Annotated in this window: 13 protein-coding genes; all 13 read left to right on the forward strand. The window is 46.7% G+C overall.

Annotation, left to right across the window (positions count from 1 at the left end; all coding sequences use genetic code 11):
- Positions 1-133 precede the first annotated feature (133 nt).
- On the forward strand, positions 134-1,189 hold the full coding sequence (gene pseI / locus V5298_RS16375; protein WP_332932508.1) for a pseudaminic acid synthase: 1,056 nt from the start codon (positions 134-136) through the stop codon (positions 1,187-1,189).
- On the forward strand, positions 1,186-2,214 hold the full coding sequence (pseG, locus tag V5298_RS16380) for a UDP-2,4-diacetamido-2,4,6-trideoxy-beta-L-altropyranose hydrolase (RefSeq protein ID WP_332932509.1): 1,029 nt from the start codon (positions 1,186-1,188) through the stop codon (positions 2,212-2,214). The genes pseI and pseG overlap by 4 nt, the downstream gene beginning before the upstream one ends.
- Positions 2,211-2,786 (forward strand): GNAT family N-acetyltransferase, encoded by a 576-nt coding sequence (locus tag V5298_RS16385; protein WP_332932510.1) that lies wholly within the window; start codon positions 2,211-2,213, stop codon positions 2,784-2,786. Before pseG ends, V5298_RS16385 begins: the two co-directional genes overlap by 4 nt.
- 15 nt (positions 2,787-2,801) lie before the next feature.
- Positions 2,802-3,041, forward strand: coding sequence for an acyl carrier protein (locus tag V5298_RS16390; protein ID WP_332932511.1), 240 nt, complete (start codon positions 2,802-2,804; stop codon positions 3,039-3,041).
- Positions 3,025-3,792, forward strand: a complete 768-nt coding sequence (locus V5298_RS16395; RefSeq protein WP_332932512.1) for an SDR family oxidoreductase — start codon at positions 3,025-3,027, stop codon at positions 3,790-3,792. Before V5298_RS16390 ends, V5298_RS16395 begins: the two co-directional genes overlap by 17 nt.
- Complete coding sequence (locus V5298_RS16400; RefSeq protein WP_332932513.1) at positions 3,789-5,156, forward strand: AMP-binding protein; 1,368 nt, start codon at positions 3,789-3,791, stop codon at positions 5,154-5,156. The genes V5298_RS16395 and V5298_RS16400 overlap by 4 nt, the downstream gene beginning before the upstream one ends.
- A 1-nt stretch (position 5,157) precedes the next feature.
- Entirely contained in the window at positions 5,158-6,255 is a 1,098-nt protein-coding gene (locus V5298_RS16405) for an acyl-protein synthetase (protein WP_332932514.1), read from the forward strand.
- On the forward strand, positions 6,252-7,424 hold the full coding sequence (locus tag V5298_RS16410; protein WP_332932515.1) for an acyl-CoA reductase: 1,173 nt from the start codon (positions 6,252-6,254) through the stop codon (positions 7,422-7,424). The genes V5298_RS16405 and V5298_RS16410 overlap by 4 nt, the downstream gene beginning before the upstream one ends.
- Positions 7,421-8,377 (forward strand): glycosyltransferase family A protein, encoded by a 957-nt coding sequence (locus tag V5298_RS16415; protein ID WP_332932516.1) that lies wholly within the window; start codon positions 7,421-7,423, stop codon positions 8,375-8,377. The genes V5298_RS16410 and V5298_RS16415 overlap by 4 nt, the downstream gene beginning before the upstream one ends.
- Positions 8,374-9,690, forward strand: coding sequence for a glycosyltransferase family 2 protein (locus tag V5298_RS16420; RefSeq protein ID WP_332932517.1), 1,317 nt, complete (start codon positions 8,374-8,376; stop codon positions 9,688-9,690). The genes V5298_RS16415 and V5298_RS16420 overlap by 4 nt, the downstream gene beginning before the upstream one ends.
- A complete protein-coding gene (locus V5298_RS16425; protein ID WP_332932518.1) occupies positions 9,687-12,002 on the forward strand; it encodes an HAD-IA family hydrolase in 2,316 nt (771 codons plus the stop codon). Before V5298_RS16420 ends, V5298_RS16425 begins: the two co-directional genes overlap by 4 nt.
- Before the next feature lie 30 nt (positions 12,003-12,032).
- On the forward strand, positions 12,033-13,355 hold the full coding sequence (locus V5298_RS16430; protein ID WP_332932519.1) for a glycosyltransferase: 1,323 nt from the start codon (positions 12,033-12,035) through the stop codon (positions 13,353-13,355).
- 20 nt (positions 13,356-13,375) lie between these two features.
- On the forward strand, positions 13,376-14,018 hold a 643-nt coding region (locus V5298_RS16435), incomplete at its 3' end, for a glycosyltransferase family A protein (RefSeq protein WP_332932520.1).

Genomic DNA, 14,018 nt, shown 5'->3' on the forward strand with positions numbered 1-14,018 from the left:
CCGTCGTTAGTGATAAGCGGAACGGTAGATCCCAGAACCTTAATGCCGGAGTTTGCCACCGACATGTCGCCAGAGCCTGTGGATCCACAAATTCTTGTTGAGGGGGTGATGGATATTTTGGCAGGAGAGGCGGATGGATAAGATAAAAATTGGCAATAGATTGATTGGGCCTTCAGCGCCGCCTTTTATTATCGCAGAGTTAAGTGGCAATCATAGTCAGGATTATGATCTTGCCTGTGCCATGGTCGATGCAGCCGCAAAAGCCGGCGCTCACGCCATTAAGTTACAAACCTACACCGCAGATTCCATGACGCTAGATGTGCAAAGTGATGACTTTGTGATCGCTGAGCAAGATAGCCTGTGGCATGGCGAGTCGTTGCACGCACTCTATCAAAAAGCTGCCACACCGTATGAATGGCATCAACCCTTATTTGAACGGGCGCAATCATTGGGGATGTTAGCCTTTAGCTCACCTTTTGATAATGACGCGGTGGACTTTTTAGCCAGTTTAGAGGTGCCCTGTTTTAAAATCGCTTCCTTTGAACTTACAGATTTACCCCTTATTGCCTACGCGGCGAGTAAAGGAAAGCCGCTGATATTATCTACTGGCATGGCAAGTCTGTCGGAAATTGAAGATGCGGTGAAATGTGCCCGACGCCACGGTTGCAACGAAATTATTTTGTTGAAGTGCACCAGTACGTATCCTGCGGATCCCAGCAATACCCATTTAGCTACCATCCCTCATATGCGTGATGCTTTTGCTTGTCAGGTAGGGTTAAGCGATCACACCGGTGGCATTGGGGCGGCGGTGGCGGCGGTGGCCTTAGGTGCGACGGTTGTTGAGAAGCACTTTGTGCTTGACCGAACTGCCGGTGGTGTCGATGCAGCTTTTTCCTTACAGCCAGAAGAGCTCACCATGCTGGTGACCGAGACTGAACGCGCGTGGCAGGCCATGGGCAAGGTGACTTATGGTGGCAGCAAAGCCGAAGATGCTGCCAAACAATACCGGCGTTCTATTTATGTTAGTGCCGATATTGCTCAAGGTGAGAAATTCACCAAGGACAATTTAAAAGTTGTTCGCCCGGCTTTTGGTTTAGCCCCTAAACATTGGGATGACGTGTTGGCGGGCAAAGCCCGTCAATCGCTGAAAAAAGGCACGGCATTGTCTTGGGAGCATGTGAGCCTGTGAGACCGGTGCTGTTTAGAGTCAATGTGTCGCCAACCATTGGCATGGGCCATTTAATGCGCTCATTAGCCTTGGCCCAAGCGGCCGAAAGCTATGACATACCCTGCCATTTCATCGTTGATGCTGGTAGTAAAGCCCTCGCCGTTAGCCGCCATGACTGGGTTTACCCTGTGGTGGAATGTGCGCAAAGCCGTCAGTCAGATGAGGCTGATTTTATTGCCAATTATGCCCAGTCAATTAATGCCTCGGTGGTTGTGGTAGATGGTTACGCCATCGAGCCCAATGCGGTGGCGCTATGCCGCCAACAGGGAACGCCGGTGGTGGTTATGGATGATGGCCAGCTCACGCAAGTGCGAGTGGCGGATATCATCGTAAACAGTACCTCTTCGGCGCTGGATGAAGAATATCAGCGCCTGCAGCCTAAAGCCGTATTATGTACCGGTGCGAAATATCGGCTTATGCGCCGTGAATTCCAGGTGGGCACACCGCCAGGGTTTGCCCAGCGACACGGTATCGTATTGTGTCTTGGCGGCAGTGATCCTAAAAAACTCACTATTCCTTTGGTTCGGGCCTTGGATACGGTACTAGACAATACACCATTAAGGGTCGTCACTGGTGCAGCTTTTAAGGATACAGCTGCCTTGCAGCAGGTCATCGGTGAAAGTGATTTACCCATACAACATGTGCATAATTGTCAGGATATGGCGGATGTATGGCGCAATGCCAAATTGGCAATCAGCGCCGCAGGCGGCAGCCAATTTGAATTAGGGGTGTGTGAAACCCCCTCTGTGTTGTTGATGGTCGCTGAAAATCAACGTCTGGCGACGTTACAGGCACAGCAGGAAGGTTGGTGCCAAGCCTTTGATTGTATTGAGCATGCGCCATTAGACGCCATTGCAGATACGGTTAAGCAGTTGTGGCAATCTGCCGAGGCACTGAACGTTATGCATAATGCGTTAAAAAATAAATACCGCGCCGACGGCGCTTATCATGTCCTCGATGCTATTGCCAAGGTGATCAACCGATGATGAAACCTATGGTAAATGTGCCTGTTATTGAAAATTATCAGGTTCGATTGCGCCCCATTACAGCCCAAGATCTTGAGCTATTGCGACAATGGCGAAACAGTGACTTCGTCAGAGAAAAAATGCTAAGCACCGCGCTGATAAGCGAAGAACAACAACAGGCCTGGTTTAAAAAAATGGTCACCGATACCAGCCAAATGCATTGGCTTATCGAATATCGGGATACGCCCATCGGCGCGGTGAATGTGAAAGTCACTCGTCGTTGCGATACTGTGGTTACGGCGCAAACTCTTGAGCCGGGTTTGTATATTGGTGAACCTAACTATCAGGGCAACATCGTTGCCTTTGCACCCTCATTAGCCTTGTATGATTATTGTTTTTTCGTATTGGGAACAAAGACGTTACATGCCGCGGTGAAACGGGATAACCAGGCCGCGTTGAAATATAACCAGCAATTGGGTTATGAAATCGACAGTCGGGGAGAATTTATCACCTTGCGCTTGCAAAAAGCGTCCTATGAGCGGCAAACTGTCACCTTGAAGTCGTTGTTGTCCCGTACGGGTAAGGCGAAATAATGAAAGAGGTTTTTTGTGAATAATCAGCAAAAGCTTACGCAAACATTTGTTCAGGCTTTAGGGATCGCCGAAGAACAGGTTTCTGACGGTTTAACCTATAATACGATTAAACAATGGGATTCCACCGCCCATATGATCCTCATCGCTGAACTAGAAGATGCCTTTGACGTGATGCTGGACACGGACGATATTATCGATATGAGTTCGGTTGCAAAAGCAAAGGAAATTTTGGCCAGGTATGATGTCCAATTCTGAATCCATGATCTTAAAAGGGGGCTCGGTTTTAGTTACCGGCGCCACCGGTGATATTGGCCGCGCCATTGTCAATGAATGTGTCAGTGCCGGCGCCGCGGTATTTGCCGCAGGACGAAATGACGGCAAATTGTCTGCTTTGGTAAATCAGTATGAGTCGCGGGTGATCCCCCTCAATTATGATGTCACCGATGAAAAAGCCGTGAAAGAGGCTTTCCGTCAGATCCAAAAACAACAAAATCAGCCTGATGTGGGGCCGTTGATGGGGCTGGTAAATAATGCCGGCATTATGCATCAAGCTCCGCTGTCGGTCAGTACTATGGATGGTTTGAAAGCGCAATTAAATATAAACTTTCTGGCACCTTATCAGCATATGCAGTTAGCCAGTCGGTTGATGGCCCGTCATCGTCACGGCAGTATCGTCAATATAGGATCTCAGGTAGGAGAACAGGGCAGCAGCGGTTTAAGTGCCTATGGTGCCAGTAAAGCGGCACTCAGTGGCGCAAGTCGTTCATTGGCGAAAGAATTGGCTGTGGTGGGAATTCGGGTCAATACGGTGGCGCCGGGATTTATTAGTACCGAACTGACCGCCCATTTTGATGATGAAGCCAGACAAGAGGTGGAGTCTCGTATTGCTATGCGCCGTGCAGGTAGAGCCGGTGAGGTGGCCCGGGCAGTGGTGTTTTTATTATCTAAACAATCTGCCTATACCACCGGCCATGTGTTGCCCGTGGATGGGTTATTTTATCCGTGAAACAGGCGTTCTGGCGCGCCATCGACTCACATCCCCCTTCCTCGGTGGCGGTGATAACCGATGGGGATAGCCTTTCCTATGCTGAACTGCTTGCCCATGTAGTGAGCTGGCAAGAGAAACTGGGTAAGTTAAGTTTTCGCCCGGTGGTGGCGTTAAGTATGGATAACCGCCTTGGGGCCATTGCCTGTTACCTTGCCTGTCTTCGCCTCGCTTATCCGGTGGTACTTTTTAATCCCTCCCTTGGGGCTCAGGGTAAGCAACATCTCTTACATCGGCTCGACCCCAATATTTGGGTGGAGGCTGAACAAATAATCCTGCGCCATGACAAGGTGATCAACACGCCTGCGGCACTGGCTGTTGTGCTAACAACGTCCGGTTCAACTGGGGGCGGCAAATACGTGGCTTTGTCTTATGGTAATTTGGATAGCAATGCCACGGCCATTTGTGAATACCTGCCTATTGTATCTTCTGATATCGCCCTTTGTACCATGCCCTTGTCTTATTCCTATGGCTTGTCCGTATTACATACCCATTTACAGATGGGAGCAGCCATTCGGTTGACCGACAAAACCGTCATGGATAAAGGGTTTTGGTCTTTACTTACCGATGAGGCGATCTCCTCTTTATCCGGTGTGCCATCTTTTTATGAAATGCTGCTGCGATTGCGCTTTACGCGACATGCACTTCCCGCATTACGCTACTTTACCCAAGCGGGGGGGAAATTGGCGGAAAATTATGTTAACGCCCTAGCCGAGTATGCCGATAAAACCCATAAGGGTTTTTATGTGATGTACGGGCAAACCGAGGCCACTGCCCGTATGGCTTATTTACCCTGCGAAAAGGTGGCAGTAAAACCTAAGTCCATAGGTCAGGCCATCCCCGGCGGCAAGCTTAGCCTCATGGATCCTGATGGTGGTGAAATCACAACTGCCCACATGGAAGGGGAACTGATTTATGAAGGCGACAATGTGATGCTTGGCTACTGTGAAGATAAGACGGATTTTGCCGCCCTGTCAGCGAGTCAACGATTGGCCACTGGGGATTTAGCCTATCGAGACGAGGATGGTGATTTTTATATTTGTGGCCGGTTAAAGCGGATCATCAAGTTATTCGGTGAGCGTTTAAATTTGGATGCCCTTGAAGAGCTGTTTGCACAAAAAGGGGTGAATGTGAAAGCGTGCGGCGAAGATAACCTGTTAGTGCTGGCGTGCGAACCTAGTAATAAAGCGGTGGCAGGAGTCTGGCTTGATGAATGGGTATCCTGCCCGCCGCGGGGGAAAGTGGTGATTGAAGTCGATGCCTGGCCCTTGTTGCCAAATGGTAAAACGGACTATTCGGCGTTACTTGCGCAAGGGAAACGATGAAATGACCATGGATTCAACCTCTTCGAACTACCAGAGTTGCTTTACCGAACTATTGGCACAGCCGGTTTATGGTATGAGCCAGCAGGAAAAAAGCAAAAAACTACTGGCACTGATGGCCCACTTACACCAGCACCACCTTACCCATTGTTCTGCGTATGCAAGGCTGTTTAGTCAAGCACCGCCTGCGTTTAGCTGCTATGACGAACTGCCTTATCTGGCGGTAAGGTTATTTAAATTACAACGTTTAGCCAGCATCGCCGATAGCGAGGTCTTTCGCGAGCTTCGTTCCTCGGGCACCACTGGACAAACGCCGGCACGGGTTATCCTCGATAAAGCCACCAGTGCCCGGCAGAGTAAAGCGCTAGTTACCATTATGCAGCAGTTTATTGGTAAGCAACGTTTGCCGATGCTGATTATTGATTCACCGGATGTATTAGCTTCCCCAGACCTGTCAGCGCGGGCCGCGGGCATTCAGGGGATGGCCTTTTTCGGCCGTAAACCTAGCTATGCGCTGAATACTGATATGACACTAAATACTCAAGCGGTTAGGGAATTTACTGAAAGACATAAGGGGGAGCCTGTGCTTTTGTTCGGGTTTACCTTTATGGTGTGGTTGCACTTTGTTAAAGCCATAGAAAGAAGCGGCATCAATGTGGATTTGTCACAAGGCATTTTGATCCACAGTGGGGGCTGGAAAAAACTGGTGGATCAACAGGTCACCAACGGGGTCTTCAAAAACAGCCTGACATCCCTGACCGGGCTGACCCGTATTCACAATTTTTATGGTATGGCAGAACAGGTAGGTAGTGTATTTGTTGAGTGTGAAAAAGGCCATTTACATGCGCCTTCGCTGGCTGATGTGGTAGTGCGTTGCCCCTATACTCTTCGCCCTTTACCCCATGGCGAAACTGGCTTAATTCAGGTGTTATCGGCACTTCCCACCAGTTACCCCGGTTTCAGCATACTCACAGAAGATATGGGAGCCATTATCGGTGAAGATGATTGTGGGTGTGGGAGGAAAGGGCGGTATTTCACCCTTGCCGGACGGTTACCGAAAACCGAGATCCGCGGTTGTAGCGATACGGCAGGTGTAGCGTGAGCATTGAGCAAATCTTACCGTTTAAAAAGCGCCTTGCTGCCAGTGCATTGCCTGCCTTACACCAGCAAAATGCCGTGGTGGGCGAAAAAGTGACCCTCGCTTTTATTGAAGCCTTGTCCGGTGCGCTGCTTCGTAGCGATACCTGTAAAGCCTTCCCGGATCTGGTCGCGCTGGGATTTTGGTTACGTCGCGCCAATATACAAAAAATACTAAATACCCTGGCCGATGGCGTGTATAAGCCCGTGGGGTTGGTGGTGCACTATACCCCTGCGAATGTGGATACCATGTTTGTATACAGCTGGGTTTGTGCATTGTTAATGGGAAATCGTAACATTGTGCGTTTATCCAGTCGTCAAAGTGACGTTCAGCAAGTGCTTTTAAAGGTGATGGAAGCTGTTTTGTCGCTGCCAGACTATGCCGATGTGGCCAATACCAACCAATTTGTACGTTTTGAGCGTGATCATCAAGATGGGGCAGTAATAAGCAAGCAGGCAGACGCCCGAGTATTGTGGGGAGGCGATGATAGTGTGACGGCTATTCGGGCTTTAGCCTGTAAGCCAAGGTGTCGGGATATCAGCTTTGCGGATCGCTATTCTGCTTCCTATATCGACTTTCACCACATCGACGATAATGACAACACCGCGGGGTTATTGTGGCGTGAATGTGAACCCTTTGAACAGCAGGCTTGTTCATCGCCGCGTATTTTATTTTGGCGCGGAGACGATGCCCACTGGACGTCCTTTGTCAACGCATTAGCTAAACAGGCGAAGGCGGTAACACCCTCAATTACCCGTAAAAATGAGCAATTAATTTATAACCAATGGTGTCAAAGCGATGATCTGCTTTATAGCAATGAACAGGTTGGGGTACTTAATCTTGTCCATGTAAAACATGAGCATTCGGCGCTTATTGAACGACATAGTGGACAGTATACCTTGTGCTGTGTGCGGGTAGACGGTGTTGAGGCATTACTCAATTATGATGATGCAAGGTGGCAAACCTTATCCTACGCAGGGGTAAGTAAAGACTCACTTTTCAAGGTTTTTCACAATGCGCCGATAAAAGGAATAGACAGAATTGTTCCTCTGGGTAACGCATTGACGTTTTCTGCCCAGTGGGATGGATATGAATTATTAAGCCAGTTGGCACGTCGCGTGGTATTTGAATGAAGCTATCGGTTATTGTTCCTGCCTATAATTTGGAAACGTATATTGAAGCCTGCTTGCGTTCGGTACTTGAGCAGAGCGTTACAGCACCCTATGAAGTTATCGTGTGTGATGACGCTTCTACGGATAACACCGCCAGGATCCTTCGTCATCTGGAAGAGGAGTTTCCTCACCTTCACGTCATTATAAAAACTGACAATGGTGGCCTGGCAAGGAATATGAAAACCTTACTTAAGGCAGCCCGTGGTCAGTACATTGCGTACTTAGATGGCGACGATCTGGCGTTACCGGGAAAACTGCAAACCCAGATAGATTATTTGGATACGAATCCAGATTGTCAGATGGTTTACCATGAATCGGATATGTTTGATTCTGAGACTAATACGTCTATTCGCCTATATAGCCAATCTTACTACAATTGGTCGAATATTCCGGTGCGCTCTGACATTTCCCATTTAATACGTTTTGGCACCTATATGCAGGCCAGCAGTGTGATGTTTCGCCGGCATGATTTTTTAACACAGACTGTGGCCCAAGACTGCAAAATTATTTTGGATTATCCCTTTTACATCTTAAACGCAGGGTATCTCAATGGGAGTATCGATTTTATTCCCGACGTGCTGGGGCGTTACCGTATTCACGGTGATAGTTTTGGGGCACAAACCCAACGCAGCGTCACGCGGCGGGAACAAAGTCTGGCCGATATTTGTTTAGCGTGCGAATTAGCGGCACAGTTTGATGTAGAAGATGCTGTGATTAAGGCGGGGATCGCCCATCATCAGTTTGCCGCGGCCCTGTATTTTCTTTTTAAAAATAACAGTGAAAAATTTCGATTTTGGATCCGAGAATCTGCCACACACGGCGTGTTTTTTGATCATCGTCACTGTTTGGCATTTGAGCACTGCAACGAACCCGACTATGTAAAAAATACTCTAAGAGCGCAACCAACATCATGAAGCCGTCCATTGCCGTTGTCATATGCAATTATAATAAGGTGGCTTACCTGAAAGGCTGCCTGAATTCGTTGTGGCCGGCAAAAAAGACCTGGCCTGCCATGAAGGTTTTTGTGGTTGATAATGCCTCCACTGACGGTAGCCAGGATATGATCAGGCAGCACTACGGTGAATGGGTGGAATTAATCGCCCTCACTGAGAACACCGGCGGTTCAGGGGGCTTCGCTCGTGGTATGCAGGCGGCGATGGCATCGGACTGTGAATACACCGCGCTACTGGATAATGATATCTTGTTAGATGTTGATACCTTGTCTTTGTTAGTGGATTACTTACAGCAACATGACAGGGTAGGTGTGGCCGGGGCGAAAATATGCACCATGGACAATCCGCAAAAGCTACAAGAACTGGGCGCGTTTATCGATTGGGAACATTATGGTGTTCGCACGCCATTGAAGGGCCATGACGACAGTGACAGCCTACCGGAAGTGGTGAATTGTGACTATGTGCCAGCCTGTTGTTTAGTCACTCGAACCCGTATTATTGAAGATATTGGCACCTTTGATGAAGCCCATTTTATTTACTGGGACGATATGGATTGGTGTACCCGGGTAAAACAGGCGGGCTATGAAATTCACGCCATTCGTAAGGCCCGTGTGCGGCACAAAATGGGGGCAGTAAATGCCACCAACACCTTTAGCAATTATTATTTTGAGCGCAACCGTTTGCGTTTTTTTGCCAAGTATTTGTCTGCGGAAAAGTTTAATAACCTTATTCAGGTTCGTTTAAAGGAGCTACCCCGACAGGCATTTTTATCGGCTAAAAAAGGGCAATCTTCACAACCGTTAAGCTGTCATTTGGCGCTGTATGATTTTGCTATGCAAAATTGGTTTGCGCAGCCTGATAATATTTTTACCAAGTCCCCGTATCAATGGTGGGATGGGATTAAAACCGATCAAGTGAAAGCTATTGTTTGTGCTAACCCAGAAAGCTTTACTGCGGTTTTATCATCACTATCTGAAGTGCTTGGTGAACGCGAAGTTATAGGGTGGGAAAGCTACCTAGCTTTGGGCAAACCGGAAGAATGTATTCATCTTGTTGAGCATGTACTGGAGGCGACCAAAGTACCTTCGGGATATTTGGTGGATCGCTTTTTTAATGTTTGTAAGGCATCTGAGTTAAAACACCTCAAGCAGGCTTTCGAGGCATATTCTTCCATCTTCAATTCGATTCATGCCCCTGTCCTTGCAAAACAACTGCAAGCGGGTTTTGCTGAGTTACGTGCCTCCTTTGCCTGTGATACTAAGGGGCGGGTGTGAATATCTACCAGAAAATCGTTCATCAAGTGGTGTCTGAGGGCGTTAAAACCGTAACGTTTGATGTATTCGATACCCTCGTTTTTAGGCATCTTGCACAACCAAGCCAACTTTTTGAAATGTTAAATGATGAGGTATTTAAAGCCGCGCATATAAATAAGCGTGATTATGGGGCGCTTCGCATAAATGCTGAGACAAGAGCGAGACAATGCCATCTTGAACGCGAAGATATTCGCTTCGAACAGATATTCGAACACATGCCTTTTTCAACGGCAGCGAAGCAAGCCTTTGCCATCGCTGAATGCGAAGCGGAGAAACGCTTTTCTGTATTAAATGAGGCCTTGTTGGAAGTGATTGATGACTTGCAAAAACGAGGGATTCAGATTGGGTTTATTTCTGATATGTATTTCTCGCAAACGCAAATACAAGAAATCTTTTTTCATTCTTATCCTTCATTGCATGATATCCCTTTGTACGTATCTTCAGAATGTGGCGTCACTAAACAAAGTGGGAAACTGTTTTTGCATGTGGCTGAAAGCCGTCATTGGCACCCTGGTTCATGGTTACATATTGGCGATAATATTGATTCAGATGTGAATGCCGCACGGTTAGTGGGCATCAAGGCATTACATTTCGCATTGTCTATTGATGCGCCTTATATTGTGCAAATGGAACGGGCTCTTTGTTCACAGCTTAATGTATCCAATGCCGTGAGAACCCTCAGTTGTTTGAGTCAGTCTAGAGAAAATGAGATTCACACTGTGGCGTCAGATCTCGGTGGGTTTGTTTGGGGACCCGTGATGCATGCTTTCGCTCATTGGCTTTATGAACAATGTATCCATTTGAATGTGAAACAGGTCGTGTGTGTCATGCGCGAAGGATATTTTTTTTCACCGCTATTAGCCCATTATTTTGCGTTACAGGGCAACAGCGATATTAAAGTGAACACGTTATACGTTTCAAGGCTGTCGGCGTTCTGGGCCAGTATCGATACGGATAGCCACGAGTGGCTGGAAAAAACCATCGCAACAGTGGCAAATTATAACGGGTATACCCTGAAAAACTTTATCGACGATTTTAATCTTTCCCCAGATGAATTTGCCATGTTTGATTTATCAATGACGTTGCAGTCTATTGATGATGTTGTTATTCATGGAAGCGCATTATATGACGTGCTGCTTAATGGCGCTAAAAAGCAGCAGCAGTGGGTAGAAAATAAAGTGGCGCAGCAAAAATCCTTGTTCAAGAAATATGTCAGGCAAAACGTAACCGAAGATTTTGCTCAGTGCGCCATTGTTGATCTTGGTGATGGTGGCACAATTCAGCATTCCTTAGAGAATATTTTTTGTACCCAAGCAAAAGCCAATTTTTTATTTTTTGCCACACAAAGAATTTATCGCTTTATTGATTCTACCCATTATCGTTCATTTCTACCGCCAGATAATCGTTTTGACCGCATCAGTGAACGGCTCGCTCGTTCTCCTGAATGTATAGAGGCCCTGCTTCTTGGTGATGAAGGGTCCACATTAAGCTATAGGGAAGTGGACAACCATGTCGTCCCTGTAACGGGAACCGCTGTTGCCGGCAATGGCGTGTATTGTGAACAGTTCAAATCGGCATGTCTGAGTTATTTATCTTTAGCGCTACGTGAAGGCATTGCTCCACCGGATGTCAAACAAGTTGCGGCAATAATTAAACGATACATTATGTTACCTTCCTGTAGCGAAGCGGCCTTATTTGAATACCTTACGCATCAAGATAATTTTGGTACAGATAATGAATTTAGCGTTGTCGATGCGTCTCAAAAATTAGCACTGAATAAAAACCATGAAATAGCCGAAGCGATAGAACATATCGTCAAAGCCAGTCATTGGCAGAAAGGTAGACTACATTGGCCGGCTGCACTGATTGCGTTAAAAAACGATAAACTCATTCCGCAGGCACTAGGATTAATAAATAACGATCTGCAAAATTGTATCTATCGCCTTGTGCGCAGACTCAAGGCAATGCATTGGAATGAAATTGCTGTTTATGGGGCAGGGGAGTTTTTTATTGCCCTTGCACCTCATTTAAAAACAGCAGGAATAAAAGTAAGCCATTTAATAGATCGTAAGGCGGAGCTTGGCCATCAATATTCGGTTTCCGGGTATTCTGTGCAGTCTTTAGATCAGGTGTTACTACAAGGGATTAAGCGATATGTTGTTGCTTCTATGGCGTTTCAACAGGAGATAGTTGATAAAATTAACCGTGAAGCTGTACGAATGGATCGCCATGATATTGATATCATCAGTCCGAATCCTAAAGACCTGCATTGACAATAATCCTATAAAAAAAATGAAGCAACTATGAAAGAACAGATTGTGGTTACCATTGTCATTCCCTGTTACCAACAAGGCCATTTATTGCCTCGTGCGTTAGGATCTGTTGCTAAGCAAACCTATACGTCTGTGGAAGTTATCGTGATTGACGATGGCAGTGTACCGGCTGTTTCATTAAATTCATCTGATTATCCCTTTCCGATCACCTTAATCAAACAGGACAACCAAGGGCTTCCTGCGGCCAGAAACCGTGGATTGAGAGCAGCTAGCGGCAGTTTGGTTAAGTTTATGGATGCTGATGATGAGTTGCTTCCTCATTGTTTATCTGAGCAAGTTCCCTCTATGAGCGCACAAGGTAGCACAATCAGCTGTATCGGATGCCGAGAGGTTTTTGAGGATACCGGCGATAACATTGATATTGTCAGAGCAATAGGTAATCCACTCCATGCTATCTTGTTAGTCAATCTTGGTCCTGTTCATAATTACTTGTTTAAGAAAGCGGATTTAACAGAAATTGGCGGTTTTGATGAATCGGAAAGAACCCAAGGGGGGCACGAAGACTATGATCTGGTGTTTCGTTTGCTTGTACAGGGCTCTCGTATCGTTATGCATCATACTGTAGGGGTCATTTACCATCGTTATTCAGGCACCATGTCTACCAACCTGGAAGCGATGCACCGCACTCGCGCAAATGTTTGGGCTTATAATGTCAGGCAATTACTGGAAAAAGAAGAGACGCTAGATGCCGAGACGCTTCTTGCTGTGCTTATCTGTTACAGTCATCTTTTCACTATTACACCGACGGATTCTGCCGCTGCGCTGGTTGCCTTGGCAGAGGAGTTGGAGCAATATATCCAGTCTGCCACTGTAACGACGTCTGGGTGTCGTATTGCCACCTTGATAGAGGCATTGCAGACAAGTCCGTTGGATCCTCATGTGGTTAAATCACTTGAAAACTACATCGGTGCGCCCAAGCCTTACGAACCTTTTTGGGCAGCTCAAGATATAATTAGCTATCGAACATGCCTATCTATTTCACCCTGGGATTTTCGGGACGACTATATTATCCGCTTGTTTCAAACCATGAAGCGACATAAACGGGTGGGGATTTACGGGGCCGGAGAGCTAGGACAACGACTTGCTGAAATCATTGAAAGTGCGGGTTTTGATGTTGCGGCGATTTTTGACAGGAATTGGCAACAAATACCGTCAGTACAGGGGATACCCGTATTCAATCCAGATGAAAAACACTTATCTGGTGTTGATCTTGTTGTTATTGCCTCACTTGCCTATCGAACAGAAATTGAAGATTTCCTTAAGGCGTCATTTCCCTCTCTTGAGCTTTTTTGAATAAAGCAGGATGAATAAGTATGTCTGACGACAAAACAGTACAGCCTCTTGTTACCGTAGTGATCCCCTGTTTCCAACAACAAGAATATCTGTCAAGAGCGTTAACTTCGCTGGATCATCAAACATACCATAATATCGAAGTCATTGTGGTTGATGACGGCAGTGAGTTACCCATTGTGGTGCCAAATTGTCGTTCTTCTGTGCAGTTGATCAGACAGGAAAATCTGGGGCTTTCAGCGGCGAGAAATGCGGGATTAGCGGCCGCAAAAGGCGAATACATCAAGTTTCTGGATGCTGACGATGAGCTTATGCCCCCGTGTATCGAACTACAGGTGTCATCACTGGGAACGGCCAAAAAAACAATATGTTGTGTGGCTTATAATGAAGTAACGGAACAAACAGGTTTTACCAAGACCCTATTTCCTGCTTTTGGCGAAGCCATGTCAGCATTACCTTTTATTAATATAGGGCCTCCTCATATTTATCTATACCGCACTGATGAAGTGAAAAAAGCAGGGGGATTTTCAACGGCTGAACGGGTTGCCGGCGGCCATGAAGACTATGATTTGATTTTTAGAATGGTATTGGATGGATTTAACCTGCGTACAGTTCATCAGGTTGGCGCTATCTATTATAAAAGACAAGGAAGCATGTCCTCTAAAC

Source organism: Alteromonas sp. 14N.309.X.WAT.G.H12 (genome assembly GCF_036697315.1).
GTDB lineage: Bacteria > Pseudomonadota > Gammaproteobacteria > Enterobacterales > Alteromonadaceae > Alteromonas.